Origin of the sequence: Pandoraea fibrosis (assembly GCF_000807775.2) — a bacterium.
In the GTDB taxonomy this organism is placed as follows: domain Bacteria; phylum Pseudomonadota; class Gammaproteobacteria; order Burkholderiales; family Burkholderiaceae; genus Pandoraea; species Pandoraea fibrosis.
This window is the reverse complement of the sequence record NZ_CP047385.1, coordinates 1306666-1333510: the sequence shown is the minus strand read 5'-3', so window position 1 is coordinate 1333510 and position 26845 is coordinate 1306666. Positions and strand designations below refer to the sequence as shown.

General features: G+C 64.1%; 24 protein-coding genes and 1 pseudogene. 16 read left to right on the top strand and 9 right to left on the bottom strand.

Features of this window, described 5'->3' with window-relative positions:
* Positions 1 to 213 precede the first annotated feature (213 nt).
* Both PI93_RS05965 and PI93_RS05960 read left to right on the top strand, forming a co-directional pair.
* Positions 214 to 1527, top strand: coding sequence for a glycosyltransferase family 87 protein (locus tag PI93_RS05965; RefSeq protein WP_052240948.1), 1314 nt, complete (start codon positions 214 to 216; stop codon positions 1525 to 1527).
* A gap of 5 nt (positions 1528 to 1532) precedes the next feature.
* Complete coding sequence (locus tag PI93_RS05960) at positions 1533 to 2648, top strand: glycosyltransferase family 2 protein (RefSeq protein ID WP_052240949.1); 1116 nt, start codon at positions 1533 to 1535, stop codon at positions 2646 to 2648.
* 37 nt (positions 2649 to 2685) lie between these two features.
* On the opposite strand, the gene PI93_RS05955 is transcribed toward PI93_RS05960, so the two are convergent.
* Positions 2686 to 3135 (bottom strand): GtrA family protein, encoded by a 450-nt coding sequence (locus PI93_RS05955; protein ID WP_236105658.1) that lies wholly within the window; start codon positions 3133 to 3135, stop codon positions 2686 to 2688.
* Positions 3136 to 3381: 246 nt separating this feature from the next.
* Here PI93_RS05955 and PI93_RS05950 point away from each other — a divergent pair, with 246 nt between their 5' ends.
* Positions 3382 to 5823 carry a penicillin acylase family protein gene (locus PI93_RS05950; protein WP_039373960.1) on the top strand — a complete coding sequence of 814 codons (2442 nt, stop codon included), beginning with the start codon at positions 3382 to 3384 and terminating at the stop codon, positions 5821 to 5823.
* A 94-nt stretch (positions 5824 to 5917) separates the two neighbouring features.
* On the opposite strand, the gene PI93_RS05945 is transcribed toward PI93_RS05950, so the two are convergent.
* The 3 genes from PI93_RS05945 to PI93_RS05935 all read right to left on the bottom strand — a co-directional run bounded on the left by PI93_RS05945 (position 5918) and on the right by PI93_RS05935 (position 8346).
* Entirely contained in the window at positions 5918 to 7417 is a 1500-nt protein-coding gene (locus PI93_RS05945; RefSeq protein ID WP_039373961.1) for an MDR family MFS transporter, read from the bottom strand.
* 413 nt (positions 7418 to 7830) lie between these two features.
* On the bottom strand, positions 7831 to 8070 hold the full coding sequence (locus PI93_RS05940; protein ID WP_039373964.1) for a GlsB/YeaQ/YmgE family stress response membrane protein: 240 nt from the start codon (positions 8068 to 8070) through the stop codon (positions 7831 to 7833).
* Between the two features lie 21 nt (positions 8071 to 8091).
* A complete protein-coding gene (locus PI93_RS05935) occupies positions 8092 to 8346 on the bottom strand; it encodes a GlsB/YeaQ/YmgE family stress response membrane protein (RefSeq protein ID WP_039373965.1) in 255 nt (84 codons plus the stop codon).
* Positions 8347 to 8629: 283 nt separating this feature from the next.
* Between PI93_RS05935 and hemA the strand changes: the two genes are divergently transcribed.
* From hemA to PI93_RS05910, 5 genes are all read left to right on the top strand, one after another.
* Positions 8630 to 9922, top strand: coding sequence for a glutamyl-tRNA reductase (gene hemA, locus PI93_RS05930; protein ID WP_039373966.1), 1293 nt, complete (start codon positions 8630 to 8632; stop codon positions 9920 to 9922).
* A complete protein-coding gene (gene prfA / locus PI93_RS05925; protein WP_039373968.1) occupies positions 9923 to 11005 on the top strand; it encodes a peptide chain release factor 1 in 1083 nt (360 codons plus the stop codon).
* A 44-nt stretch (positions 11006 to 11049) separates the two neighbouring features.
* Positions 11050 to 11877 (top strand): peptide chain release factor N(5)-glutamine methyltransferase, encoded by an 828-nt coding sequence (prmC, locus tag PI93_RS05920; protein WP_039373969.1) that lies wholly within the window; start codon positions 11050 to 11052, stop codon positions 11875 to 11877.
* Between the two features lie 81 nt (positions 11878 to 11958).
* On the top strand, positions 11959 to 12273 hold the full coding sequence (gene grxD / locus PI93_RS05915; RefSeq protein ID WP_039373971.1) for a Grx4 family monothiol glutaredoxin: 315 nt from the start codon (positions 11959 to 11961) through the stop codon (positions 12271 to 12273).
* A 10-nt stretch (positions 12274 to 12283) separates the two neighbouring features.
* Positions 12284 to 12892, top strand: a complete 609-nt coding sequence (locus PI93_RS05910; protein ID WP_039373972.1) for a UbiX family flavin prenyltransferase — start codon at positions 12284 to 12286, stop codon at positions 12890 to 12892.
* Between the two features lie 74 nt (positions 12893 to 12966).
* Here PI93_RS05910 and PI93_RS05905 read toward each other — a convergent pair whose 3' ends face one another.
* The gene (locus tag PI93_RS05905; RefSeq protein ID WP_158453246.1) at positions 12967 to 13479 is read right to left on the bottom strand and encodes a VOC family protein; all 513 of its coding nucleotides are present in this window, start codon (positions 13477 to 13479) and stop codon (positions 12967 to 12969) included.
* Positions 13480 to 13710: 231 nt separating this feature from the next.
* Between PI93_RS05905 and PI93_RS05900 the strand changes: the two genes are divergently transcribed.
* The 6 genes from PI93_RS05900 to PI93_RS05875 all read left to right on the top strand — a co-directional run bounded on the left by PI93_RS05900 (position 13711) and on the right by PI93_RS05875 (position 20533).
* Positions 13711 to 14004, top strand: a complete 294-nt coding sequence (locus PI93_RS05900) for a hypothetical protein (RefSeq protein ID WP_039373974.1) — start codon at positions 13711 to 13713, stop codon at positions 14002 to 14004.
* Positions 14005 to 14191: 187 nt separating this feature from the next.
* Positions 14192 to 14518, top strand: coding sequence for a hypothetical protein (locus tag PI93_RS05895; protein ID WP_080759385.1), 327 nt, complete (start codon positions 14192 to 14194; stop codon positions 14516 to 14518).
* Positions 14519 to 15535: 1017 nt separating this feature from the next.
* Positions 15536 to 17233 (top strand): methyl-accepting chemotaxis protein, encoded by a 1698-nt coding sequence (locus PI93_RS05890; RefSeq protein ID WP_039373976.1) that lies wholly within the window; start codon positions 15536 to 15538, stop codon positions 17231 to 17233.
* Between the two features lie 108 nt (positions 17234 to 17341).
* Positions 17342 to 18184 (top strand): CheR family methyltransferase, encoded by an 843-nt coding sequence (locus PI93_RS05885; protein ID WP_039373977.1) that lies wholly within the window; start codon positions 17342 to 17344, stop codon positions 18182 to 18184.
* Complete coding sequence (locus PI93_RS05880) at positions 18168 to 18695, top strand: chemotaxis protein CheD (RefSeq protein WP_039373979.1); 528 nt, start codon at positions 18168 to 18170, stop codon at positions 18693 to 18695. Before PI93_RS05885 ends, PI93_RS05880 begins: the two co-directional genes overlap by 17 nt.
* Entirely contained in the window at positions 18692 to 20533 is a 1842-nt protein-coding gene (locus tag PI93_RS05875) for a chemotaxis protein CheW (protein WP_052240950.1), read from the top strand. The genes PI93_RS05880 and PI93_RS05875 overlap by 4 nt, the downstream gene beginning before the upstream one ends.
* Before the next feature lie 137 nt (positions 20534 to 20670).
* On the opposite strand, the gene PI93_RS05870 is transcribed toward PI93_RS05875, so the two are convergent.
* The 4 genes and pseudogenes from PI93_RS05870 to PI93_RS05855 all read right to left on the bottom strand — a co-directional run bounded on the left by PI93_RS05870 (position 20671) and on the right by PI93_RS05855 (position 25017).
* A complete protein-coding gene (locus PI93_RS05870) occupies positions 20671 to 21852 on the bottom strand; it encodes a DUF3734 domain-containing protein (RefSeq protein WP_039373980.1) in 1182 nt (393 codons plus the stop codon).
* An 85-nt stretch (positions 21853 to 21937) separates the two neighbouring features.
* Entirely contained in the window at positions 21938 to 22723 is a 786-nt protein-coding gene (locus tag PI93_RS05865) for a 3-hydroxybutyrate dehydrogenase (protein WP_039374000.1), read from the bottom strand.
* A 167-nt stretch (positions 22724 to 22890) separates the two neighbouring features.
* Positions 22891 to 24558: pseudogene (gene ettA, locus PI93_RS05860) on the bottom strand (energy-dependent translational throttle protein EttA).
* A 63-nt stretch (positions 24559 to 24621) separates the two neighbouring features.
* Entirely contained in the window at positions 24622 to 25017 is a 396-nt protein-coding gene (locus PI93_RS05855) for a 2Fe-2S iron-sulfur cluster-binding protein (RefSeq protein WP_306439122.1), read from the bottom strand.
* Between the two features lie 134 nt (positions 25018 to 25151).
* On the opposite strand from PI93_RS05855, the gene PI93_RS05850 reads away from it, so the two are divergent.
* The gene (locus PI93_RS05850) at positions 25152 to 25538 is read left to right on the top strand and encodes a nucleotide pyrophosphohydrolase (protein ID WP_080759383.1); all 387 of its coding nucleotides are present in this window, start codon (positions 25152 to 25154) and stop codon (positions 25536 to 25538) included.
* Positions 25539 to 25725: 187 nt separating this feature from the next.
* Positions 25726 to 26838 (top strand): metallophosphoesterase, encoded by a 1113-nt coding sequence (locus tag PI93_RS05845; protein ID WP_039373981.1) that lies wholly within the window; start codon positions 25726 to 25728, stop codon positions 26836 to 26838.
* The last annotated feature ends 7 nt before the right edge of the window (positions 26839 to 26845 follow it).

Sequence of the window (26845 nt, the reverse complement as noted above, 5' to 3'; positions counted from 1 at the left end):
ACAATGCGTTGCAGTGCGAAGCCATCGTCTTCACCAACGCCGCGCACAACGCCGCACCGCGCGCCATACCGGGAATGCCCTGCTTGAGATTGCCGCGCGCGACCCGCGACAATCGTGCATCGCACAAGACTCGAACAAGCGATAGCGCGCGTCACCCATGCAGTCACCGTAGTCGAGCATCGCCGTTTTCATGCAGCCAGGGGAGGTTCATGCATGACATCGAAGCCGTCGACCGTCGTTGAAGTGGCACCGCGCGAGCGCCGGCACTGGTCCGACGATCGCGCGCGCATTCGGCTCTACAGCGGTGCCGGACTGTTCTTCGCCATCGCCGTGGGCGTCGCCTGGTGGTATCAGCACTCGTTCCTTCCGACGCCGAAGATCGGCCCCGTCGGTCTCGACTTCCTGCCGTTCTGGGGAGCATCGCATTTCGTCCTGCACGGGCATCCGCTCGACGCCTACAACATCGAACTGATGACGCGCGTGCAGATCGCCGAGCAACCGTGGGCCGAAAAGCTGGGCGGCGTGATGCCGTGGCTTTATCCGCCCGTCGCCATGCTGCTGCTCGCCCCGGTCGCGCTGCTCTCGTTTCCCTACGCCTATACGTTGTACGCCTGCGTCGGCTTCAGCCTGTACTACGCCGCCTTGCGGCGCACCGCCCCGTGGCGCGACGCGCGTCTGGCCACGGTCGGTTTCCCCGGCGTGCTGGTCGTGATCCTCGCCGGACAGATCTCGCTCTACACCACCGGGCTCGCAGGCTTCTCGCTGGCCATGCTGCGCAAACGCCCGGTCCGGGCGGGCGTGCTCGCCGGACTGCTCTTCATCAAACCGCACGTCGCCCTGCTCTTTCCGCTGGCCTTTCTTTGTGCTCGCCAATGGCGCGCGCTGGCCGCCTGTGTCGCCACGGTCGTCGGCACCACGGCGCTCGCCGCCGCAGTCTTCGGATTCGAGGTCTATCCGACGTTCCTGCACGCGACGACGTTTGCACGGCAGAGCATCGTCGACGGCACCGCCCAGATCGCGCGCGTGCCGACGTTCTTCGTCACGGCTCGCATGCTGGGCGCATCGCTTGGGCTGGCCGCCGTCATTCATGGCGTGGTGGCCCTGTGTGCGGTGCTGGCGATGATCGACTTCTGGCGGCGTCCGACGGCGTTCGCATTGCGCGCCGCCATGCTCATCTGCGCGACCACGCTCGTGAGTCCGTATCTCTACGACTACGACCTCACGATTCTCGCGCTCGTCATCGCCTGGTATGTGCGCGACGGCATCGCGCGCGGGTGGCTGCGCGGCGAACGCGAATGGCTCGTGGTGTTGTGGCTCACCCCGCTTTGCGGCCTGCTCGGTGTGCAACACATCGGCTTCCAGTTCATGCCCTTCATCACGCTGGCAACGCTCGTGCTGTTATGGCGCCGTCGTCGTCGCCTCTCGCACGTGCCCGAGTTGCCCGATCGGCCGAATACCCCGGACGCCCCCGGCAGCGCCGTCTCCCGCCGCCGCTCGTCCGTTACTGCGCCTGCGTTCACGAGGTAATCACCATGCCCCGCGCCGCCGATACCCGCCACACTGTGCTGCCGCAACGCCCCCCCCTTGTCTCGCTCGTCGTGCCCTGTCACAACGAAGCACCGGCACTTGAGAAGTTTTACCGCGCCGTGGCGCCTGTGCTCGATAGCCTGACCGATGTGCGCTTCGAGATCGTCTGCGTGAACGATGGCAGCACCGACGACACACTGAGCGTCCTGCTTGCACTGCGCCGCGCCGACGCGCGCATCCGCGTGATCGACTTCACGCGTAACTTCGGCAAGGAAGCCGCCCTGAGCGCGGGCATCGACGAAGCGCAGGGCGACGCCGTCATCCCCATCGACGCCGACCTGCAAGACCCGCCCGCCCTTATCCCCGTGATGATCGAGCGCTGGCGCAACGGTGCGGAAGTCGTGCTGGCCAAACGCACGAATCGCGCGAGCGACAGCTTCGCCAAACGCGTCGCCGCAGGCCTCTATTACCGCGTGCACAACCGGCTGTCCGAGGTGAAACTGCCCGAGAACGTCGGCGACTTCCGGCTGATCGACCGGCGTGTCGTGACCGCACTCAAACGGTTACCCGAGCGCCGCCGCTTCATGAAAGGGTTGTTCGCCTGGGTCGGATTCCACACCGAAGTCGTGGAGTACGTGCGCGAAGCGCGCAGTGCGGGCGAATCGAAGTTCTCCGGCTGGCGGCTATGGAATTTCGCGCTCGAAGGCATTACCAGCTTCAGCACCGTGCCGCTGCGCTGCTGGACATATATCGGCGTGTCACTCGCCCTCGTCTCGCTCGCCTATGGCAGCTATATCGTGTTGCGCACGATCATTCATGGCATCGATGTGCCTGGCTATGCCTCGCTGCTCGTCGGCATTCTGTTCCTCGGCGGTATTCAGCTCGTGGGGATCGGTGTTATCGGAGAGTACGTCGGGCGGATTTACTACGAGTCCAAGGGACGTCCGCTGTATCTGGTGCGACGCCGTTACCAGTCGAGCGTCAAGGTGAGCCACCTGCCGTCGCGCGCGCCGCTGCATGAGTCCAATGTGCGGTTGCCGTCCGGGCGCAAGGCGCTCCGGGCGCATGGCGGAGGTGGCAAATCGATTGCCTCGCGCGCCCATCGATTCATCGTCCGCTAAGGCAAGCTGAGGTGACCACAAACGCGCCGGGCGGCCTTCACGCCTGACGGTAAGTCCAGTAGCGATGCAGCGCGAACGTGGTCGGCGGCACGATCAGCACGACCGCAGCGATGCCCGCCCAGTGATTGCCGCCAAGATGCTCCACCGTGCGTGCCACGAACGTGGTGAGCAAGAGCCCGAAGATCGACACCGGCACGAATCGCGCGAGACTCGTGCGGTGCACCCGTGCGGAGAAGCTCCATAGGGTATTGAGCAGATAGGAGCACGGCGTGGCAGTGCAGAAGGCCACGGCGTTCGCCAGCACCGACCCCGCCCCGAACGCTTCGATGAGCGTGATCGCCACGATCACATGCACCGCCGTCGAGATCACCCCCGAGACCCCGAAGCGCATGAGCGGCACGATAAGGGTGCGCACGTGCGGCGACGCACGCCAGCGTTCCATTCGCGTGGCGGGTTCGTTCGACGGTGTCTGACGCATATCCGGCATTGGCGTGTTCGCAAAGGTGACACAGTGTCCCACAGGCGCGTCGACGGGTTCACCTGACAATACGAACCCAAGCAGGCACAGGTGCCGCAGTTGGCGGCGCCGCAACAGCGCAACCGCCCGTCGCGGCTCGACGATTCAGAATTTATTCCATTTCCCGGAATATGGGTTGCACGCCTGCACGATGTGTCTAGGATTGCGTGGTACTCCGCAGCATCAAGCCCCCCCAACAAGAACAGGAGGAAGACAATGCAACGCCCCAATGCCATCCACGCCGCCAGTGTGCTAGCCTTTGCCGTCACGACGTGGAGCGCGTCGCTGCATGCCGCCGATGGTGCGGCAGCCGCCACGCCATCGCAAACCCTGAGCGTCGCCGGCCTGTCGCAACCGGCCGACATACTGATCGATCATCATGGCGTGCCGCACATCTTCGCCGCCAATGAACGCGATGGCTTCTTCGTGCAGGGCTTCAATGCCGCACGCGACCGTCTGTTCCAGATCGACCTGTGGCGACGCCGTGGACTCGGCCAGTTATCCGAAGTGTTCGGACGTGCCTATGTGGCGCAGGACGACGCCGCACGCCGCTTCGTCTACCGTGGCGACATGGCGACCGAGTGGCGCCGCTATGGCCCGGACGCCAAACCCGCTGCCGAGGCGTTTGCCGCTGGCGTGAACGCCTACATCGGCTGGCTCGCGTCGCATCCCGATCAGATGCCGTATGAATTCCGCAAGGTCGGCTACTGGCCGGCGAAATGGTCGGCGGACGATATCGTGCGCATTCGCAGCCACGGCCTCACGCGCAATCTGAAGAGCGAAGTCGCCCGCGCCAAGGTCGTATGCCGCGCGTCGCTCGACGCCGACAGCGTGCGCGTGGGTCTGCAACCGACGTGGAAAACGCAGGTTCCCGAGGGCCTCGATCCGTGTCTGCCCGACGATCTGCTGAAGGTTTTCGATCTCGCCACGCAAGGTGTGAAGATCACCAGGGATTCGCTGCAACATGCCGACGCCGACGTGGTGCAACTCGCAGACAACGGCCCCTACGATGTCTCGACGGAATCGGCCGAAGGCAGCAACAACTGGGTCATCTCGCCGCAGAAATCCGCCACGGGCCGCGCCATCATGGCGAACGATCCGCACCGTGCCTATGCCGCACCGAGCTTGCGCTACATCGTGCAGGTGAGCACGCCCACGCTCAATCTGATCGGTGCGGGAGAGCCCGCTATCCCCGGTGTGGCCATCGGACATAACGGCACCATCGCATTCGGTCTCACGATCTTCAACATCGATCAGGAAGATCTGTACGTCTACGAGTTGAACCCTGCCAACCCCGATCAGTATCGCTATCGCGGCAAGTGGGTACCGATGCGCACCGTTCACGAGAGCATCGAGGTACGCGACGGCGCGCCGGTGCAGACCGACCTCAAGTTCACGAAGCACGGCCCGGTGATCTATGTCGACGCCGCCAAGCATCGCGCCTATGCCGTGCGCACGGCCTGGCTGGAGCCGGGCATGTCGCCCTACTTCGACGCCATGCGCTACATGCGCGCGAAGACCTACGCCGAGTTTCAGACGGCGCTCAATACCTGGGGCGCACCGACCGTCAATCAGGTCTATGCGGATACGGCGGGCAACATCGGCTGGGTGCCGAGCGGCATGGCCCCGATTCGTCCCAACTGGGACGGGCTGATGCCCGTGCCGGGCGATGGTCGTTACGAATGGGCCGGTTTCTGGCGGCGCGATCAGTTGCCGTCGGCGTATAACCCGGCGACCGGCTACTTCACGACGTCCAACGAGATGAACATGCCGGCCGGCTACCCCTATGCCGAACGCAAGCTCGGCTTCGAATGGACCAACGGCTCGCGCCATGCCCGCATCGACGAGGTGCTCAAGGCCAAGGACAAGGTCTCCCTCGAGGACTCGGAACGCCTGCAAAACGACATCGTGTCGATTCCGGCGCGGCGTCTCATGGCGTTGCTCACGCCACTCTCCAGCGACGACCCGCAAACGGCGGCCGCACTCAGGCTGCTCAAGGGCTGGGATGCCGACATGCGCGCAGACTCCGCTCAGGCTGCGCTCGAGGAAGTCTGGTTCAGCCGCCATCTGGGCCGCGCTTACAAGAACGCCGTGCTGCCCAAGGCCGCCGCCGAGAGCTTCGGCGCACCGGACCCGGCCGCCATGCTCGATGCGCTCGAACAGCCTGCGGCCCGCTTCGGCGAGAACGCCAATGCCAGGCGAGACGCCGTGTTGCTCTCAAGTCTTGGCGAAGCGTGGGGCGAAATGGTCAAGCTGCAAGGCAGCGATCCCGGTGCGTGGCAGTGGGGCAAACTTCAGACGAATCTGAACGCGCACCCGCTCGCCGACGCCGTCGACGCCGACATGCGCGCCAAGCTCAACGTCGGTCCGCTCCCCAAGGGCGGCAGCCCGTTCACGCCGAACCAGTCGACGTATCGGGTGAGCGACTTCCGGCAAACGAACGGGCCGTCGTTCCGGATCGTGGTCGATGTGGGCAACTGGGATAACACGCGCGCGATGAACCTGCCCGGCGAATCGGGCAACCCGGACAGTCCGCACTATCGCGATCTGGCGCAGAAATGGCTCGATGGCGAGTACTTCAAGTTGCCGTACTCGCGCGCAGCCGTGGAAGCGGACACGGAGTCGCGGTTGCATCTGGTGCCCGAGGCGTCGCGTTAAGTCCCCCTGAAGCCTCGAAGCCATGAAGCCATGAGAAACGGCCGGTGGAGGATCTCCACCGGCCGTTCTTGTGTCGCATGAACGAACGCGTCGATCAGTGTCCGCCCGGCACGAATTCCGGCTTTTCACGCTTGGCGTCGCGCGAACGGTCCACGGCGTTGGTCGGCACCAGCAGCAGCAACAGCACAACGCCCACCGAAATTGCCAGGATCGACAGGAACGTGAGGTGCAGCGAATGTTGCAGTACCGCGCGAATGGCCTGATCGGCCACCGTCGACCCGCCGCGGTCTTCCAGCACGTGACGCAACTGATCGGAGGTGACGACACCCACGTCGCTCGAATGCGTCAGCCCGAAGTTGAGCACGGCGCCGAAGAGCGTCGCCCCCAGCGTGCTGCCCAGATTGCGCGAGAAGATGTTCGACGCCGTGGCGCTGCCGCGCTGCGACGGATCGACCAGTTCCTGAATCAGCACGAGGGCACTCACGCTGCCCGTGCCCATGGAGAAGCCCATGAGGAAGGAGCCAAAGCCGGCGAGTAATGGCGAACTGCTCGGCCCCAACAGCGCAAAGACGATGCCGCCAACCGGCATCAGCAGGCTGCCGCCCACGAGAATGCGGCGCAGGCCGAAACGCGCAAACGTCTTGGCAGCCAGTGTCGAGCCAATCGGCCAGCCGACCATGATCATGGTGAGCGCCATGCCCGCGACGACCGGCGTTTGACGCAGCACCCCTTGCGCGTACATCGGCAGGAAGGTCGTCAGCCCCATGAGCACCATGCCCGAGAGCAGCGTCGCCGCGTTGGCCGCCGCGATCGGACGGCGGCTCCACAGCGCGAACGAGATCATCGGGTCCTTGGCGCGGCGTTCCTGCCAGACGAACAGCAGCGACGCGATGGCGCAGGCGAGCACCCCGCCCCAGACGTGCGTGTCGGAGAAGGCGTTGGCATCGGTCAGCGCAATCATCAGCGCCGCCACGGCAATCGTGAAGAACCCGGCGCCGAGCACGTCGATGCTCGGGCGCTGACGCGGGGCGTCTTCGTGCAGATAGGCGATAAAGCCCGCACCGGCCAGCAAACCGATGGGGATGTTGATCCAGAAGATCCACGCCCACGACAATTCGCGAATGATGATGCCGCCGAGCATCGGGCCGAGCACGGCCGAGATCGCCCAGACGCTCGCCAGATAGCCCTGCACCTTGCCGCGCTCGCTGATCGGGTAGTAGTCGGCAATGATCGTGAGGCTCACGGGCTGAATACACGCGGCGCCCACGCCCTGCAACAGGCGGAAGGCGATCATCGCCGGCATCGACCATGCCAGCCCGCCGCCGAGCGACGCCACCAGAAAAACGACGATGCCCACGAGAATGACCGGCTTGCGGCCATAGAGATCGGCCAGCTTGCCGAACACCACGGTCATGGCGGTCTGCGCGAGCAGGAAGGCGGAGAAGACCCAGCTATACAGATTCAGGCCGCCGAGTTGGGCGACGATTTGCGGCATGGCCGTCGAAATGATCGTGGCTTCGATGGCAACCATGGAGGTTGCCGCCATGACGGATGCCACGATGAATGGCCGCATGGAGTTGCGTGTCGCAGACATGTGTTCTTTTAATGAGGGGGATCGGGCGTACCAACTTGCGAGGAGCGCCGCCGCGCCCCTGTCAGGCACGGCAGCCACGCCAGCAGACGGAAGACGGGGATCGAACGTGGCGGCGGTGCCGCACGCGTAGTCAAGACGACTTGGGCCTGGCGATGGCGACAAGCATAGCCGAACGCGGGAAAACGCGTATGACGCGCTTGACGGTGCCCCACGTCAGGCCGCAAAGCCTCATGCCACAAGGCGCCTCGCCATGCAAAACCCTGTTCGGATTCTGGTTTTGGAAGGTTTTGGACGACGAAAGACCCGCACGACGCGCATCGGCCATCCCACGTTGTTCCGATGCGACACGGAACCACCGGTGAGCGCCGGGCGATGCCGTGCGAATGTCCCGATTTCCGGCCCGCTCGTGCGGCCTATCGTCGCACCAGACGCAACAGCGCGAGCAGCACGATCGCGCCGATCGTGGCGGTGATGATGCGCCCGAGCGTGCCGTATCCCACAGCGATACCCAGATGCCGCAACAACCACGCGCCGACGAACGCCCCGATCACCCCGACGACCATGTCGCCGATGAGGCCGAAGCTGCCGCCGACCACCAGCCCGGCGAGCCACCCGGCCACGAGTCCTACGAGCAGAAGGATGACGATGTCCATGACCGGGTCTCGTGGGTCGTGTCAGGCCGCGCGGCTGCGCTTGATGGCGCCGTAGATCACCAGCAGCACGATCGCACCGATGATGGAGGCGATCCAGCCGGCCGACTGGCCTTCGGTATAGAGGTGGAGAAACTGTCCGACGTAGCGGGCGAGCAGCGCGCCGGCAATGCCGAGAATGATGGTCATGATGATGCCCATGCTGTCCCGGCCGGGATGCAGGGCGCGTGCGATAAGACCGACAATCAGACCGACGACGATGGTGCCGATAATGCCCATGACGTGTCTCCAAGGACGGGAACCCGAAGGCAGTATAGCCTTGAAACCCGACGTTTCGGCAATCCCCGTGAACGGCCCCGTCCCGCTTGACACCCCCCTGATATATCAACAAACGACGGCAGCGGCAGGGCGCGCTATGCCGGGTATAAGGGATGTCTATTTGTCAAAACCGGACGGCTGCGCCATGATGGAGCACGCTATCCGGAAGCGCGCCGCATGTGGCCCCTCGAAACGGGGATCGCGTCGACGCGCTATAATCAGGGGCTATCAGATCCCCCACATCATGCAACTGCTCGCTCTCGGCCTGAACCACCACACGGCGCCCGTCTCGCTGCGCGAACGGGTGGCGTTTCCGTTCGAGCGGATCGAGCCGGCGCTGGCAGGCCTGAAGAGTCTGTGGACCGGCACCGATAGCGGCAGACTGAGCGCCCCCGAGGCCGCCATTCTGTCGACGTGCAATCGCACCGAGATCTATTGCGTGACCGACGACACCGCCGCTCGCGAGCGCGCGGTGCACTGGCTGGCCCAGTTCCACAACATTCCCGCCGGCGACCTCGCCCCTCACCTGTACGCCCTTCCCCAGTCCGACGCCGTGCGTCATGCGTTTCGCGTGGCAAGCGGGCTCGACTCGATGGTGCTCGGTGAGACGCAGATCCTCGGCCAGTTGAAGGATGCCGTGCGCACAGCCGCCGAGGCCGGCGCCCTGGGCACGTATCTGAACCAGCTTTTCCAGCGCACGTTCGCGGTCGCCAAGGAAGTCCGCGGCCAGACCGAGATCGGTGCGCATTCGGTGTCGATGGCCGCTGCGGCGGTGCGTCTTGCCCAACGCATTTTTGAAAGCATCAGCACACAAAAGGTGCTGTTCATCGGTGCCGGCGAGATGATCGAGCTGTGCGCCACGCACTTCGCTGCACAGAATCCGAAAGCGCTGTTCATCGCCAACCGGACTGCCGAGCGCGGCGAAAAGCTCGCCGAGCGTCTGGGCGGCACGGCCATCCGGTTGTCGGAATTGCCACAACGCCTGCACGAGTTCGACATCGTCGTGTCGTGTACGGCGAGCACGTTGCCGCTGATCGGTCTGGGTGCGGTCGAGCGCGCCATCAAGGCTCGCAAGCACAAGCCGATGTTCATGGTCGATCTGGCCGTGCCACGCGACATCGAGCCGGAAGTCGGCCGTCTGACCGACGTTTTTCTCTACACCGTCGACGATCTCGGCGCGGTCGTGCGCGAAGGCAATGCGCTGCGTCAGGCAGCGGTCGCGCAAGCCGAAGCGATCATCGAGACGCGCGTACAGAACTTCATGCAATGGCTCGAGGCGCGCAGCGTCGTGCCGGTCATCCGCGACATCCACGGCACCGCCGAGGCCATGCGGCTGGCTGAGCTTGAGCGTGCCCAGCGCATGCTCGCGCGCGGCGACGATCCCGCCGCCGTGCTCGAAGCCCTGTCCCAATCCCTCACCAAGAAATTCCTGCACGGCCCGACGCACGCGCTGAACACGGCGCGCGGCGATTCGCGCGAGCAAATCATTCACCTCATTCCCGAACTGTTCCGCACCTCGGGAAACGCCGACAAATAGATGAAAGCGAGCATGCAAGCCAAGCTCGACCAGTTGACGCAACGTCTGGTCGAGCTTGATGGGCTATTGAGTCAGGGCGACGTCACGCGCGATCTGGACAACTACCGCAAGCTCACTCGCGAACACGCCGAGCTGGCGCCGGTCGTCGCGCAATATCGCCAATACCGCGACGCCCAGAACGATGTCGCGGCGGCGCAGGAAATGGCGGCCGACCCCGAGATGCGCGAGTTCGCGGAAGACGAAGCCGCGAATGCCCGCGCTCGCATGGACGACATCGAAAGCTCGCTGCAACGCATGCTGTTGCCGCGCGACCCGAACGACGATCGCAACATCTTTCTGGAAATCCGTGCCGGCACCGGCGGCGACGAATCGGCGCTGTTCGCGGGCGATCTGCTGCGCATGTACACGCGTTACGCGGAACGCCAGCGCTGGCAAGTCGAAATCATGTCGGCCAGCGAATCGGATCTGGGCGGCTACAAGGAAGTGATCGTGCGTCTGATCGGCCAGGGCGCGTACTCGCGTCTCAAGTTCGAGTCGGGCGGTCATCGTGTGCAGCGTGTGCCGGCCACGGAAACCCAGGGGCGCATTCATACGTCCGCCTGTACGGTAGCCGTGATGCCGGAAGCCGATGATGTCGCCGAAGTCGAAATCAATCCGGCGGACATTCGCATCGACACCTTCCGTGCGTCGGGCGCAGGCGGGCAGCACGTCAACAAGACGGACTCGGCCGTGCGTATCACGCACTTGCCGACGGGTATCGTCGTCGAATGTCAGGACGACCGCTCGCAGCACCGTAACAAGGACAAGGCACTCAAGGTGCTGGCCGCGCGCATCAAGGACGGCCAGTTGCGTGCCCAGCAAGCGAAAGAAGCCGCGACGCGCAAGAGTCTGATCGGCTCGGGCGATCGCTCGGAACGCATCCGCACGTACAACTTCCCGCAGGGGCGGATGACGGATCACCGCATCAACCTCACGCTCTACAAGCTTGAATACATCATGGACGGCGATCTCGACGACATGATCAACGCGCTCGTCACCGAGCATCAGGCCGAGCTGCTGGCGTCGCTGGGCGAGGCTGCCTGATGCCGCAAGGGGCAGGCGACGCTCATTCTCGGCACGCCGGCACGATGGCCACCACCGTCGCCTCGCTGCTGCGCGAACCGGGGCTGCCGCCGCAGGAAGCGCGCATCCTGCTCTCGCATGTGCTCGGCTGGACCCGCACGCAACTGATCACGCGCGACCGCGAGCCGCTCGCGCCCGAGACCGTCGCCGTCTATCGCGCTCTGCATACGCGTCGCGTGGCGGGTGAGCCCATCGCCTATCTGACCGGCACACGGGAGTTTTTCGGCCTGACGCTGACGGTCAGCCCGTCGGTGCTCATTCCCCGGCCGGAAACCGAACTGCTCGTGGAGCTGGCACTGGCGCGACTCGAAGGTCGCACCGCGCCGCGTGTGCTCGATCTGGGCACCGGCAGCGGCGCGATTGCGCTGGCCATCGCCCACAGCCGGCCCGACGCCCGGGTCATCGCGCTCGACCGTTCGACCGACGCCCTCGACGTCGCGCGCGAAAACGCCCGGCAACTCGGGCTGGATGCCCGCGTCGCATTCGTCGCCAGCGACTGGTACGCAGGGTTGCCGGAAGACAGCGCGCCGTTCGACATCATCGTCTCGAATCCGCCGTACATCGTGTCGGGAGACGAACATCTCTCGCAGGGCGACTTGCGCTTCGAGCCGGTCGACGCGCTGACCGACCATGCCGATGGCCTCGCCGCCCTGCGCACGATCGTTGCCGGGGCGCCGTCGCGGCTGCTGCCCGATAGCTGGCTGCTGTGCGAACATGGCTACCATCAGGCCGCCGACGTTCGCGGACTTTGTCTGGCCGCGGGCTTTGCCGACGTCGTCTCCGAGCGCGATCTCGCCGGTATCGAACGCACCACGGGTGGCCGGCGCGTCTGAGCACACGCCGACGGACGCGGCCGAAAACCGCTAAAATGCCGGATACGCCGAATTTCCGGCATCCCAACGGGCTTTTCCACCATGACCACCCAGCAACGTATCCAGCAAATCGTCACCGAACATCCCGTCGTGCTCTTCATGAAGGGCAACGCGCAATTCCCGATGTGTGGCTTCTCGGGCCGCGCCGTGCAAATCCTGAAGGCCTGCGGCGTCGACAATCTGTTCACGGTGGACGTGCTGCAAGACGAGGAAATCCGCCAGGGCGTGAAGGAATTCGCCAACTGGCCGACCATTCCGCAGCTCTACATCGGCGGCGAATTCATCGGCGGCTCGGACATCATGATGGAGATGTACCAGAGCGGCGAACTCAAGCAGGTCCTCGCCGACCTCGCGTAATTCCGCCTCGATGACGCCATCGACGCAGAGCCCACAGCCCGCGCGTCTGGTCGTTGCCATCACCGGCGCGACCGGCGCGATCTATGGCGTGAGACTGCTCGAGCGGCTGCGCGCCATGGGCGGCGTCGAGACGCATTTACTGGTATCGAGCGCAGGCTGGCTGACGCTGCGCCACGAACTCGGGCTGGAGCGTGCCGATGTGCAGGCGCTGGCCGACCACTACCATAGCGTGCGCGAGATCGGCGCGAACATTGCCAGCGGTTCGTTCTCGACAGCCGGCATGGTCGTCGCCCCCTGCTCCATGAAGACGCTTGCCAGCGTCGCGCACGGACTCTCGGACAATCTGATCGCCCGCGCGGCCGACGTCACCCTGAAGGAGCGCCGCCGCCTCGTGCTGATGGTGCGCGAAACCCCCTTCAACCTCGCGCACCTGCGCAATATGACGGCGGTCACCGAAATGGGCGGCATCGTCTATCCGCCACTGCCAGCCTTTTACAACCGTCCGGCATCGCTCGACGCCATGGTCGACGATACGGTCTCGCGTGTGATCGACCTGTTCGGCATTGCGCCCCCGACCTCCACGAGTTGGGACGGCCTTGGCAAGGACACCGAAGCCTGAGCGCTGTGCGTTCGCCGGGCGCCTTGTCGGCCCTTTCCGGCCCTTCTCGGCACTTGTCAGCCCTTCCCCGCCGCTCACCTCACACCGTCGACCCAGCGCTGCAAGATATCGTGCGCCCCGTGCAATTGTCCGGCCGCCGATTCCGGCGTCTGCACACACAATTCCAGCATGATTTCGTTCGGATCGAGCAGGTAGAGATGCTCTGCCTCGCCGTGACGCTCGAGCGCGAACGGCACGTCGTGCGCGGTGAGGCGTGACTTCCAGCGCTCGAGCGCCTCGAGATCGCGCACGCGCAACGCGACGTGATGAATCTGTGTCGCCGGCGTGTCGGAATGACCTTTCGGCGCCAGCCCGTCGCAATGGAAAAACGCCAGCGCCTCACCCGGGGCGATCTGATAGCTCACCAGCAGATAGGGTTTGCCCCACAGTCGGCTCATGCCGGTCTGTGCGCCAGCGAGCGCGAAGCCCATGACGTCGACGTAGAAGCGGTGTGTGAGAAGCGCGTCGTAGCTCGGATACGCGACGTGATCGATGGCCACAGGGGTCACGGGTGCCGTCGACGCGACGGCGGGAGTGGAGTCCAGCATGGCCTGAGTCATCACGATCCCCCGGACAGCGAAGTGGCGGTTGACGCCAGCGTGGCCGCCGCGCAGCATGGCAACGGCATTCGGGAAACTGCGTCTGTAGTGTAGTCCCGCAACCCGCGTAGCGGCAACCGAGTGCCAGCCAGAGCCGCATGGACTATAGTGAAAACGCCACACTTTGCCCGCCAAGCGGCATCCCCCCGTGGTGTGACATGTTCGCGACCGGAGTTTGTCATGGAGACCACCCTCTCGCCTGTTGTCGTCTACGCTGTCGTGACGCTCGTTTTCGTCATGCTGGTTCTGGTCGTGCCCGCCGGCGCCCGTTGGCGTCAGGTCGCGTGGCCCGCGTCGGTGCCGCCGCTCTCGCCGCACCGGCCGGGGGACCTGCTCGGCACGCCGCGCACCCCCTACTGGCGCTCGCCGGACGACACGCACGACCTGCGGCGTCCGTCGTACTTTGCGACGTCGGCGCGACGCGGTCGCCGCCCTGCCAGTTTTCTCGCCCCGCGAGATCACGAGCGGCGCTAAATCGCCGGAATCAGCCGATGCCTCTCGCCTGCGAACGTCATCGCAGGTTTCCTTACGCCTTGTTACATCTGTAGTGCTGCCGTAGCACAGGCCCGCACACGCGAATCGTAAAATCGGCACAACGAATCGCGTGCCGGTGCGCCTCATGACAACGCGCACCGGCAGACACGAAAAACAGGGAGAACAGATGCAAGGTCAATATCGGATCGCGGCAGCGGCCCTCATGGCGGTCACGGCGATGGCTGCGGGACTCGCTTCGAACAGTGCGTTCGCGCGCACCGACGTCTCGGTGAACATCGGCATTCCCGGCCCGGCCATCGTGGCGCCGGGCCCGGTCTATGCGCCGCCGCCGGTCTACGCGGCGCCGCCTCCGATGATCATCGCGCCGCCACCGCCGGTGGTCTACGCGCCACGTCCGCATTACTGGCGTGGCCCGCCTCCAGGCCACTGGCGCCATGATCGCGGCTGGGACCGCCGCGACTACGATCGCCGCGACTGGCATCACCGCCGCTGATTCGATCCAGGCAGCGCGTCGCGGACTTCGTCTCGACGATGACGCAAGTTCGCGACCAGCGAGAAGCATCGCCCCGCAGGGTAAAACCTGCGGGGCTTTTTTATCGGATTCCGAAAATGCGTGGCTCCCTGTTCATTGATGACATTTCATCTGCATTTCTCGTCTCCGGGTATCGATTTTTATCGCGCAAAACCTCTTTCACGCATTAATAGCGATAGCAACACGGATGCCCGTAATACCCTCCGTAATACGGCCGTGCCGGAACAACAACACATCCGGCAAGGGTGACGGCAAGCAGCGCAGCAACGACGAACTTCATGATCTGACTCCTGGTGATGGAACGTGAATCCGTTCGTCTTCTTTATATCGTCGTGCCTGTAGGAAGCCCATCACGCGTCTGTAAGCCGTGTAAGCGAAGGTTGCCAAACCGGGAATGTGTCGCACTTTGTTACGTAACACGCCTCTTGTGTGGCCGTAACATCGCGTCACCAGGGCGCGCCAGAAGCCAATAACGACGGGGGTTTGCGGATATCTCCCGGTCTGGCACGGGGATTGCATAGTGAAGAATGTCGCCCTTTCAATTGCCCCGAAGAGTGCGACTTTGAGTCCAACCTCCTCCCGTTTCAGACGCGGGAGGAGGTCTTTTTCACCGATCTTCCGATTCACCGTGTCGCCATGTCTCGGACATGGGATCGCGTCAAATTCCTGCACCGCCAACGTGCAGGCGCATACCGATTGTTTATTTCATTTATGCGTTTGAAATGAATCGACGCTATAACAGCGTCGACTTCGCGCGTCATTCCTTTATCTTTAAATCCTTATTCGACGCGGTTTCCGACGTTTTTTGCGAATCTCCGCAAAAACAATATGCGGGTAGGCACTGATCTCAAGTTGCCTATTGCGCTGTCGTAATCGCGTCTATAGAGGACTGCGCGCCAACTACGGGGCACACCGCAGCATCCCTTTCGTGACGGACGCACGACACGCGCCGGGGCAAGCGTATCAGGGGAGAAGGTCATGGAAATCGCCACGCCTGAATTCCAGATGGAACAGCAAGAACTACAGGCCGTCAGCGCCGCGCTCAATCGCGTGCAGGCCGTCATCGAATTCGACTTGCAGGGCCGCGTCCTGCACGCCAACGACAACTTCCTGCAAACACTCGGTTATCGACTCGACGAGATTCAGGGTCAGCATCACCGCATGTTCTGCGAGACCGACTACGCGGCATCTGACGCCTATCGCGACTTCTGGGCCAAGCTCGGCCGCGGCGAATTCGATGCGGGCGAGTACAAACGCATCGGCAAAGGTGGCCGCGAGGTGTGGATTCGGGCGTCGTACAACCCGGTCTTCGACGCTAACGGCGTGGCGTACAAAGTCATCAAGTTCGCTACCGACATCACCGCCGACCGGGCACGTCAGGCCGAATTCGAAGGCAAGGTGCGGGCGATGGATCTCGCGCAAGCGGTCATCGAGTTCAATCTCGACGGCACCGTCATCACGGCCAACGACAACTTCCTGAAAACGCTCGGCTACTCGCTCGACGAAATTCGCGGCAAGCACCACCGACTGTTTTGCGAGCCGGAATACGCCGCCTCGCAGACGTATCACGACTTCTGGGCCAAGCTCAATCGTGGCGAGTTCGACTCTGGCCGCTATAAGCGCATCGGGCACGGTGGACGTGAGATCTGGATTCAGGCGACGTACAACCCGATCCTCAACGCGAACGGACGCCCCTACAAAGTCGTGAAGTTCGCCACCGACATCACACAGCAGGTCGAACTGGAAGCGAGCGTGAAGCGCCGTGCCGAGGAAGACCAACGCAAGGTGGCGTTGCTGCTCGACACGGTCAATCGTGCGGCCGCGGGCGACCTGACCGGCGACATTGCCGTCGCGGGCAACGACCCCATCGATCAGTTGGCCGACGGCATTCGTCACATGATGGACGATCTGCGCGGCGTGATCGGCAAGGTGGTCAATTCCGCGGGTGAGTTCTCGGGCGCGTCGCGCGACATTGCCGATCGCGCGAATACCGTTGCCACCGGTGCGCAGGCGCTGGGGGCGACGGTCGAAGAGATGAACGCGTCCATCGAGGAACTCACCGCGTCGATCAACTCGATTGCCGACAACACCAAGGGCGCCGATCAGCTCGCGAAGTCGACGCAACAGGAAGCCGAAACCGGGGCCCGCGCCATTGCCCGCTCGGTCGAGGCGATGGAGTTGATCAACAAGTCGTCGGAAGACATCAGCGAGATTGTGAAAGTGATCGGCGAGATTGCCGGGCAGACCAACCTGCTCGCGTTCAATGCGGCCATCGAAGCGGCGCGTGCGGGCGAGCACGGTCTCGGCTTCTCGGTCGTGGCCGACGAAGTGCGCAAGCTCGCCGAGCGTTCGTCGCAAGCGACCAAAGAGATCTCCAAACTCATCAACGAGTCGACCAAGCGTGTCGCGCAGGGGAGCGAAGTGTCGCGGCAGGCCGGCGAGGCGTTCGAGAAGATCGTCGGCGGGGTGTCTCGCACCACGCAGGCAATCTCCGAAATTTCGTGCGCTGCCGAAGAGCAACTCGTTGCCGCGCGCGAAGTGAGTCTCGCCATTCAGCACGTTGCGGAAGAGACGGAAAAGTCCGCAGGCGCCTGCGAAACGATCGCCCAGGCAACCACCGGCCTCAATCAGGGGGCGGAAGAACTCGACCGCACGGTATCGCGATTCAAGGTGTAAGCACTCCCCCGTGGCGACCGCCGGCTCGCGCCCCGGTCGCCCGCCAGCACTATCCGGTTCTGTCCGAGCGCGCGGAGCCGGATCACACGTCCGCCAAGAGGGCCCGATATGGAAATCGAAGCCGACGCCGATCCCGGTACTCAACTGGCGCTGCTGCGCGCCGTTCACCGGCACACCGGTATCTCGATGAACGAGAAGAAGTGGACGATGTTGCAGGGCCGGTTACGCCCTCGCCTGCGCACGCTCTCGCTACGTTGCTACCGCGACTATCTCGCGTTGCTTGAAAACACCCCGGACGAGGTGCGCAACTTCGTGAATCTGGTCACGACAAACGAGACCACCTTCTTTCGCACGCCACGCGTCTGGGACTATTTCTCTCAGCACTATTTGCCGCGCTGGCGCGCTGCGAATCCCGGGCGAATCTTCCGGATGTGGTCGGCGGCCGCCTCTTCCGGCGAGGAGTCGTACTCGGCCGCCATGGTCTGTGAAGAATTCCGCGCGCGGCACCCGGGCTTCCAATACCAGATCCACGCCACCGACATTTCCAGTCAGGTGCTGGCCGTGGCAATCGCCGGCAACTACGGCGGGCGCAGCATCGACGGCCTGAAACAGCAACGCCCGGCCATGCTCGCCAAGTACTTCCGTCCGAATGCCGGCGGGTTCGCCGTGGCACCGGAACTGCGCGCCCACATCACGTTTGCCGAACACAACCTCTATCAGCGCATGGCGCGTCGTGAGGCCTTCGATCTCGTGATGCTGCGCAACGTGCTCATCTACTTCGAGACAGCCGATCAGGAACGCGTTCTCGAGAACGTACGCCGCACGCTTGCCCCCGAAGGCGTGCTGATCGTCGGCGAATCCGAGTCGCTTGCGCGGCTCTCGACCGGCTATCAGTTTGAGCAACCGCTCATTTACCGGAATCAGGGAGCATCAAATGGGGCCGTCGCATGACATTCAGGTGTTGATGGGCGAGGTGCGCATCGGGCGCGGCGAAGACGTGCTGCGCGCCACCCTCGGCTCGTGCGTAGGCATCGGTCTGATGTGGCGCTCGCGCGGACTCTATGGGCTCGCGCACTGCCTGCTGCCCGAGGCACCGAATCCCACGCTCGCCATCGGCGCAAAGTATGTGTCGCAAGCCGTGCCTTCGCTGCTCGCGCTGATGAAAGCCGACAGCGCACGTCGCGGCGAAATCGAAGCCGTGATCGCGGGCGGCGGCAACATGATGCCGCACCAGCCCCCCGCGCGGCACGGGCTGATCGGTGTCGCCAACGCCAATATGGCGCAGGCGTTGATTGCCGAGACGGGCATCCCGATCGTGCACGTCGAAGTCGGCGGCGAGATCGGGCGCCAACTGACCATCGACTGTGCGAATCACACGTTCCATGTGCGCACGATCGGTTCCAATGGGGGCGCTGCGGTGCCGCGTCGCCCCGCGCTTCGACTTGTGGGACGGGAATCATGAATGCACGCACGCCAGGATTTCCCTTTTTGCATCGCGACATCGTCGCGGGCACGACCGTGCTGCCGCCCACGGTGTCGCCCTATCAGGGATATGCCGCCTTCGGGCGCAACCTCGGGAGCGACGCCGGGCGTCTTGCAGGTTACGGCGTGACGCCCGGCACAACGACGACACGTCTGCGCGACGCGCCATCTCCCGGTGATGGCGCTGCGGCCACGCTGCCGCTCGACGTTCGGGGCGAGGCGTCGGCCACCGCTGCCGGCAGCGCAGCCGTTCGCACGCCACCCGCCGCGCGTCCGTCGAACCCGGACGATATTGAAGTCTTCGGCTCGTTTCATCTGGGCGACGTGGAATTCGCGCTGCCCATCGCCGCCTTGCAGGAAGTGGTGAACTACCCGGCGCGCGTGACACCGGTGCCGCTCTCGCCACCGTTTCTACTGGGGCTTTTCAACCTGCGCGGCACCCTCATTCCCATCGTCGATCTGAAGCCATTGCTCGCGATCGCGTCGGCGGCACCGACCACGGTCGCGCCCGTCACCGAGAAAATCGCGATCGTCGACGTCGATGGCGTGCGCGTTGGATTGCTGTTCGACACGACGAGCGAAATCCTGCGCGTGCGCGCCTCGCAACGCACCGGGTTCGAGTACGACCCGTCGCACACGGCGCCGCAGGTGGTCTGCGGCGCCATCAAACTCGACGGCGGCGACCGCATTCTCCAGATCCTGGCACCGGCCGCCCTCGTTCACATCGAGAACATGCCGCAGTTGCTCGCACGTCAGGCACTCACGGCGCCACAGCGCCGCCAGCAACGTCAGCGATTGCAGTGCGTGTCGTTCACCGTCGAGCACTCTCGCCTCGCGTTGCCGATGAGTGCAATTCGCGAAATCATCCGCATCCCCGAATTGCAGAGCTCGGCGCTCGCCAGTGTGTTTTGCGTCGGCATGCTCAACCTGCGCGGCACGGTCGTCCCGGTCGTCGACTTCGCGCATTTCCTCGGCTTGCACGCGAGCCGCCCGGAGCCCGGCATTGCCGGCACGGCGTCGGACCCGCGGCGCATTCTGATCGTCAAACAGGAAGATGTGCACTTCGGTTTGCTGGTGGACGCCGTCGACAACATCGTGACGTATTACGCGGACGAGGTGCTCGCCATGCCGTCGTTCAGCGCCTCGCATGCGCAGCTCTTCTCGGGATGCATTGCCCGCGAGCCCGCCGACGACATCGTGCTGCTCAACGCCGACGAACTGTTCACACATTCACAGGTGCTTGAACTCACACGCGGCCACCGTGACCTGTATCGCGAGGCCGACAGCGCACAGCGCGCGAAGGCCGGCGATGCGGCATGGCGGGGGAACGGTGCGAAGTCGGCGCGTGGCACGCGTCACGCCTACGTGTCGTTCCGTCTGCAACACATGCTGGCGGTGCGTCTCGACCAATTGAGAGAGATCATTCACGATTCGCCGGACGTCATCCCCGCACCAGGCGCGCCTGCGTTCGTGCGCGGCATGCTCAATCTGCGACGCGAACTGGTCACCATCGTCGATCTGCGCACGCTGTACGGCATGCCGCCGCAAGACGAAGCCCAGACGCGCAAGATTCTCGTCATCGAACACGGCAAGGACAAGTTCGGATTGCTCGTCGACGCCATCGAGAACATCGTCACCCTCGACGAAGCCGACAAGCTGCCGGTACCCGCGATGTTGCTCGGCCGGGCCACACATGAAATGCGCAACGACATGCGCGAAGCCGTCGAGTTGCCTGCGACAGACGGCGCCGCGCGCACCGCAATGTTGCTCGACCTGCAACCGCTCAAATTGCGCCTCGAAACCGCACTGGCGCAGTAATCGAAGGCGATGCCCGGGGAAGTTTTAGTGCAGTACCGGTGCGAAATCGGCGCCGATTGCAGGGCCCTGCGGCGTGTCGGGGGGCACGCCGCAGGAGTGGTCATGCAGGGGGATGGATCGCGAGGCTGCGGGCCGCGTCAGACGACTTCGTGACGATGAATATCGTGCGTGATGAAGCCGGACGTGCCGTTGGGCATCGTGAGCCATTCGGGATGCGCGAGCGTGCGACGTACATCGTCGAGACCGCTCGCCCAGTGATCGAGCATGGTGGACAAGCCGAACTGATAATCCTTGTAGTGCCCCTCGTACTCCTTGTTCCGATAAATCAACTGAATGACGTTGTAGCGCTTGCTACAGGCGATCTCCTCTGCGGCGTGACACCACGGATCACGGGCGCGCACATCGGCAGGCACCCGTTCGAGCACCTCACGCAAGACGCGACGATAGTGCTGAGCGCGTTGCAGATTGTCGGTGACGAGACGCGTGCGGCTCGAGAACTGAATATCCTTCTGCCGATCGGCCACGTCGTTCAGGTTGTCGGGCAGCGGCCCCCGCGCACTCCATAGATCGACCTGAAAGGCGAGCGTGTCGCGCCGTGGCGAGGTGCCCAGCACTTCCGAGAGCGGCGTGTTCGACACCAGCCCGCCATCCCAGTAAAACTGACCGTCGATTTCCACGGCCGGGAACCCCGGTGGCAACGCACCGGACGCCATGAAGTGTTCCGCGCGCAACACCTCACGCGTGTTGTCGAAGTAGACGAAGTTACCCGTATGCACATTGACGGCACCGACGGACACCCGAATCTCCCGCGAATTGATACGGTCGAAGTCGACGAAGCGCTCCAGCGTGCTGCGCAGTGCCGACGTGTCGTAGTAGCTCGCATGCGCCGGATCACCCATGGCGGTGGGCAGCGGCTGTGGCCAGCGCGGCGTGAAGAAGCCCTTCTGACCTTCGACCATGGCGCGCCATGCCTGCCACGCACTGTAGGCGATGCGGCCCGACTCGGGACCATTGAGGATGGCGGCTTCGAACGGTGCGGGCAGCGGCGGAAATACGGCGGGCTCGCAAATCGTGCGCCAGAACGCTTCGAGCTGCGCCACGCGACGCTCCGGCGCATTGCCGGCAATGACCGCCGTATTGAGCGCACCGATGGAAATCCCCGCGATCCAGTTCGGTGCAATGCCGGCCTCGAACAACCCGGCATACACCCCCGCCTGATAGGCCCCGAGTGCCCCGCCGCCCTGCAAGACGAGTGCGACCGTCTCGTAAGGCGGCAGATCGATGGCGCGTTTGGGGACTTTCGGCGGATTGGCCGTCATGACCGTTCTCCTGAGACTTCCTGAAGCTGATGACCTGAAGGCAGCGCCGGCGCATCACGTCGCCGGCGCGGGTGAAACTGCTTGCTTACTGCATGAACCAGCCGTGACTCACCACAAACGACTGTCCGGTGAAAGCGGCGGTCGGGAATGTGGCGAGGAAAAGCGCGGTTTGCGCCACGTCGTCGACTGTGGTGAACACACCATCGACCGTGCCGCCCAGCATGACTTTCTTGATGACGTCGTCTTCCGAAATGCCCAATTCCTTGGCCTGCTCCGGGATCTGCTTGTCGACGAGCGGCGTGCGCACGAAGCCCGGGCAGATGACGTGCGAGCGCACATTGTGCTTCGCGCCTTCCTTGGCGAGCACGCGGGCAAGCCCCAGCAACGCATGCTTGGCAGCCACATAGGCCGACTTGAGCGGCGACGCCTCGTGCGAGTGCACCGACCCCATGTAGATCACGATGCCGCCACGGTCATCCTTGTACATGTGCTTGAGCGCCGCCTTGGTCGTGAGGAACGCGCCATCGACGTGAATGGCCTGCATCTTCTTCCAGTCGGAGAACGCATAGTTCTCGATCGGATTGACGATCTGAATGCCCGCGTTCGAGATCAGGATGTCGACCGAGCCGAAGGTGTCCGCGACCTTGTCGATGCCGCTGTTCACCGCCTCTTCGTTGGTCACGTCCATCGCCACACCGAGGGCCTTGCCACCGGCCGCCTTGATCTCTTCGGCCACGGCGTCGGCGCCCTGCTGATTCAGATCGGCAATCGCCACGGCGGCGCCGGCACGCGCGAGGGTGAGCGCGATTTCCTTGCCGATACCACTGGCGGCACCGGTCACCACGGCGACTTTCCCATTCAACTGATTCACTGACTGGCTCATTTGCACACTCCTGATTCGTCAAAATGGCGAGCCATGCCGCGCACTGTGCGTCGGCATGGCACGTCGAACACGGTTGTGGACGGCAAGTCAGTTGCAGCGAACCCGCCGAACCACCGTTCAAACAGAAAAGGCGCCTTGCGGCGCCTTTTCCTGCATTACCGCGCGATCGGCTTGTAGCGGATTCGCTTCGGTTTTGCGGCCTCCTCGCCGAGGCGCTTCTTCTTGTCCGCCTCGTACTCCTGATAGTTGCCCGGGAAGAACTCGACATGCGAGTCGCCTTCGAAGGCCAGAATATGCGTAGCGATACGGTCGAGGAACCAGCGATCGTGCGAGATGACCATCACACAACCGGCGAACTCGAGCAGCGCATCCTCGAGTGCACGCAGGGTTTCGACGTCCAGATCGTTCGACGGTTCGTCGAGCAGCAACACGTTGCCGCCGGAAATCAGCGTCTTGGCCATGTGCAGACGGCCGCGCTCACCACCCGAGAGCGAACCGACCTGCTTCTGCTGGTCCGAGCCCTTGAAGTTGAAGCGGCCGATATAGGCACGCGAGGGCGTTTCATATTTGCCCACCGTCAGCACGTCGGCGCCGCCCGAGATCTCTTCGAACACGGTCTTGGTGCCGTCCAGCGCGTCGCGGCTCTGGTCGACGTAAGCCATCTTGACCGTCGGCCCCACCTTGATCTCACCGCTGTCCGGCTGCTCACGGCCTGTGAGCATCTTGAAGAAAGTCGACTTGCCGGCGCCGTTCGGGCCGATGATGCCCACGATCGCGCCGGGCGGCACGGTGAAGCTCAGGTCGTCGATCAGCAGACGGTCGCCGAAAGCCTTCGACACATTCTTAAATTCGACGACCTCGTTACCCAGACGCTCACCCACCGGGATGAAGATTTCCTGGGTTTCGTTACGCTTCTGGTATTCCTGGCTGTTCAGTTCGTCGAACCGGGCAAGACGCGCCTTCGACTTCGCCTGACGGCCCTTCGGGTTCTGACGCACCCACTCCAGCTCCTTCTTCAGCGCTTTCTGACGGGCCGACTCGGTCGACTCTTCCTGCTTCAGGCGCTGCTCCTTCTGGTCGAGCCAGGAGCTGTAGTTGCCCTTCTAGGGAATGCCGTGACCACGGTCGAGTTCAAGAATCCACTCGGCGGCGTTATCCAGGAAGTAGCGATCGTGGGTGACGGCCACCACGGTGCCCGGGAAGCGCGTGAGGAACTGTTCGAGCCAGTCGACCGATTCGGCGTCCAGGTGGTTGGTCGGTTCGTCGAGCAGGAGCATGTCCGGCTTCGAGAGCAGCAGGCGGGCCAGCGCCACGCGGCGCTTTTCACCGCCCGAGAGCACGCCGATCTTGGCGTCCCACGGCGGCAGGCGCAGCGCGTCGGCGGCCACTTCCAGCGTTTGCTCGATGTTATTGCCATCGCTCGCGGCGAGGATCGCTTCGTACTTGGCCTGTGCGGCGGCGAGCGCGTCGAAGTCGGCATCCGGTTCGGCGTAGGCGGCGTAAATCTCGTCGAGCTTCGTGCGAGCTTCGAACACTTCGCCCATGCCGCCTTCCACGGCTTCGCGCACCGTCTGTTCCGGATCGAGCTGCGGCTCCTGCGGCAGATAACCGATGTTCAGGTTCGCCATCGGAATCGCTTCACCCTCGATCTCCTTGTCGACACCGGCCATGATCTTGAGCAGCGTCGATTTGCCCGAACCGTTCAGGCCCAGCACGCCGATCTTGGCGCCCGGGAAGAACGACAGGGAGATGTCCTTGAGGATGTGACGCTTGGGCGGCACGATCTTGCCCACGCGGTTCATGCTGAATACGTACTGTGCCATTCGGCTTTCCTGATCCTGAAACGGTTATGACGGCTCGGGGGCGAGCGCCAGATAGCGCCAAGTTTAACAAAGGGTGGCGTCGGGCGCGTCGATGACGAGGTCGGCACGCGCGTAAGCACAGCACGGCAGCAGCCAGCCCTCCCCCTTCTCTTCGCGCGACAGCCCCGGCCATTCGATTCGATAAGCCACCGGTGCGGGCTCGCCGCCAGTCTGCGCCCGGCACAGGCACGCGCGGCAAGTGCCGTTGCGGCACAGGCTCGGCAGCTTGATGCCCGCCGTCTGCGCCGCCAGCAGGATCGGTGTGTCGGCTGCCGCATCGAACTGCCAGCCGGATGGCAGCAGCGTGACACGGTATGACATCGGCCCGGGCAGTTCCGACGGCTCGGCGGTTGCGCGCGTTTCGAGTGTGTCCAGCGGTAACGCCGGCGCGACGACGGGATCGGAGGGAGTGCTGTCCAAGGGATATGGGTCCGGCAGGGATCGGGGCGGTGCACGGCGCTTCTGGCACCAACGCGCTACCATACCTCGTTCCTGCGCCTTTTTGTCGCGTCCCCGAGCCCGTTTGCGGCCGCCACCTCCGAATACCGCCTCTCATGTCCGCTGCCCCGAAGCAATCCGCTGTCTCCGGCAACGCCGATGCCCATGTCGCGAACGACCGCCTCATCGACACGACGGGACTGGAAGCCGCCCTGCATGCGTTCGCCGATGCGCGCGACTGGCACCGGCATCACACGCCGAAGAACCTTGCGATGGCGTTGTCCGTCGAAGTTGCCGAGCTGGTCGAAATCTTCCAGTGGCACACCGATGCCCAAGCCAGCGCCGTCATGCAGACGAGCGAGGCGCGACACGTCGAGCAGGAACTGGCCGATATCGCCATGTATCTCGTACGACTGTCGTCGGTGCTGGGTGTCGACCTGAACCGGGCAGTGGCCGAGAAGCTCGTGATGAACGCGCAGAAGTACCCGGCGCCACCGGCGTAATTTTTTACCGGCTCTTGCAATTGCGCACGACGCCCGCATAACGGCCACGTCCGCCCCCGAATTCCGACCAGACCAAGCTATGTCGCAACCCTCACACGCCTCACAGGCATCGCAGCCCCCTTCGGTGGGGGCGCACGCGCACGGCAAGTCGTCGCGACGCACATTACCCGCACGTCCGCGCTGGTTGATGCTCGCCATCATCGCGCTGTTGCATGCGTACATCGGCTGGCGGCTGTTGACGCCGCTGCCGGTTGCCCTCGGCTGGAAGGTGCTCGGCGGCGCGTGGCTTGTCGCCTCGACCGTCCTGATTCCTCTGGGGCTGATGAGCCGCGCCATCCAGCGCGAGCCGCTGGCGACACTGCTCACGTGGAGCGGCATGACCGCCATCGGCATCTTCTCGTCGCTATTCGTGCTCACGCTGCTGCGCGACATCGTGCTGGGCGTGGCGATGGCCTTCTCCGTTCTCGACGAACAACTCGTGACGCGTTCTGCCGTCATCGTGCTGGGCCTCACCGCGTTGTCCACACTGCTGGGCTTCTATAACGCACGGCGCCTCGCACGCGTGGTCGACGTCGATGTCCCCATCGCCAACCTGCCGCCCGAACTCAACGGGTTCACGATCGTGCAGTTGAGCGATATTCACGTCAGTTCGACGATTCGTCGCCGCTACATCGAGGCCATCGTCGAAGCCACCAACGAACTCAAGCCGGATCTCGTCGCCATCACCGGCGATCTGGTCGACGGCGGCGTGCCGGCGTTGCGCGATCACATCGCGCCGCTCGCGCAACTCAACTCACGCCACGGCACCTATGTATGCACGGGCAACCACGAGTACTACTCGGGTGCGCCGGCATGGGTCGAGGAATTGCGGCGCATCGGCCTGACCGTGCTCGAAAACGAACATGTCGTGCTCGAGCACGAAGGCGCGTCGCTCACGGTGGCAGGCGTGACGGACTTCACCGCCCATCACTTCGATCCGGAAAAGCGCAGCGATCCGCAGGCTGCCGTGGCGGGCGCCCCCGCAGGGGTGCCGCGCGTGTTGCTCGCCCACCAGCCCCGCAGTGCGTCCGCAGCGCAAGAGGCCGGCTTCGACCTGCAACTCTCCGGACACACACACGGCGGACAATTCTGGCCGTGGATGTACTTCGTGCCGCTGCAACAGCCTTACGTGCACGGCCTGCACCGACTCAAGCAACTCGCGATCTATGTGAGCCGGGGCACGGGCTACTGGGGACCGCCCAAGCGGTTCGGCGCGCCGTCGGAGATCACGCGCCTGCGTCTGGTGCCTCGCACGGCGTAGGCAGCGA

Coding starts and splice junctions, on each gene's coding strand:
- PI93_RS05965 (WP_052240948.1), top strand. CDS start 214: ATGACATCGAAGCCGTCGACCGTCGTTGAAGTGGCACCGCGCGAGCGC.
- PI93_RS05960 (WP_052240949.1), top strand. CDS start 1,533: ATGCCCCGCGCCGCCGATACCCGCCACACTGTGCTGCCGCAACGCCCC.
- PI93_RS05955 (WP_236105658.1), bottom strand. CDS start 3,135: ATGCCGGATATGCGTCAGACACCGTCGAACGAACCCGCCACGCGAATG.
- PI93_RS05950 (WP_039373960.1), top strand. CDS start 3,382: ATGCAACGCCCCAATGCCATCCACGCCGCCAGTGTGCTAGCCTTTGCC.
- PI93_RS05945 (WP_039373961.1), bottom strand. CDS start 7,417: ATGTCTGCGACACGCAACTCCATGCGGCCATTCATCGTGGCATCCGTC.
- PI93_RS05940 (WP_039373964.1), bottom strand. CDS start 8,070: ATGGACATCGTCATCCTTCTGCTCGTAGGACTCGTGGCCGGGTGGCTC.
- PI93_RS05935 (WP_039373965.1), bottom strand. CDS start 8,346: ATGGGCATTATCGGCACCATCGTCGTCGGTCTGATTGTCGGTCTTATC.
- hemA (WP_039373966.1), top strand. CDS start 8,630: ATGCAACTGCTCGCTCTCGGCCTGAACCACCACACGGCGCCCGTCTCG.
- prfA (WP_039373968.1), top strand. CDS start 9,923: ATGAAAGCGAGCATGCAAGCCAAGCTCGACCAGTTGACGCAACGTCTG.
- prmC (WP_039373969.1), top strand. CDS start 11,050: ATGGCCACCACCGTCGCCTCGCTGCTGCGCGAACCGGGGCTGCCGCCG.
- grxD (WP_039373971.1), top strand. CDS start 11,959: ATGACCACCCAGCAACGTATCCAGCAAATCGTCACCGAACATCCCGTC.
- PI93_RS05910 (WP_039373972.1), top strand. CDS start 12,284: ATGACGCCATCGACGCAGAGCCCACAGCCCGCGCGTCTGGTCGTTGCC.
- PI93_RS05905 (WP_158453246.1), bottom strand. CDS start 13,479: ATGCTGGACTCCACTCCCGCCGTCGCGTCGACGGCACCCGTGACCCCT.
- PI93_RS05900 (WP_039373974.1), top strand. CDS start 13,711: ATGGAGACCACCCTCTCGCCTGTTGTCGTCTACGCTGTCGTGACGCTC.
- PI93_RS05895 (WP_080759385.1), top strand. CDS start 14,192: ATGCAAGGTCAATATCGGATCGCGGCAGCGGCCCTCATGGCGGTCACG.
- PI93_RS05890 (WP_039373976.1), top strand. CDS start 15,536: ATGGAAATCGCCACGCCTGAATTCCAGATGGAACAGCAAGAACTACAG.
- PI93_RS05885 (WP_039373977.1), top strand. CDS start 17,342: ATGGAAATCGAAGCCGACGCCGATCCCGGTACTCAACTGGCGCTGCTG.
- PI93_RS05880 (WP_039373979.1), top strand. CDS start 18,168: ATGGGGCCGTCGCATGACATTCAGGTGTTGATGGGCGAGGTGCGCATC.
- PI93_RS05875 (WP_052240950.1), top strand. CDS start 18,692: ATGAATGCACGCACGCCAGGATTTCCCTTTTTGCATCGCGACATCGTC.
- PI93_RS05870 (WP_039373980.1), bottom strand. CDS start 21,852: ATGACGGCCAATCCGCCGAAAGTCCCCAAACGCGCCATCGATCTGCCG.
- PI93_RS05850 (WP_080759383.1), top strand. CDS start 25,152: ATGTCCGCTGCCCCGAAGCAATCCGCTGTCTCCGGCAACGCCGATGCC.
- PI93_RS05845 (WP_039373981.1), top strand. CDS start 25,726: ATGCTCGCCATCATCGCGCTGTTGCATGCGTACATCGGCTGGCGGCTG.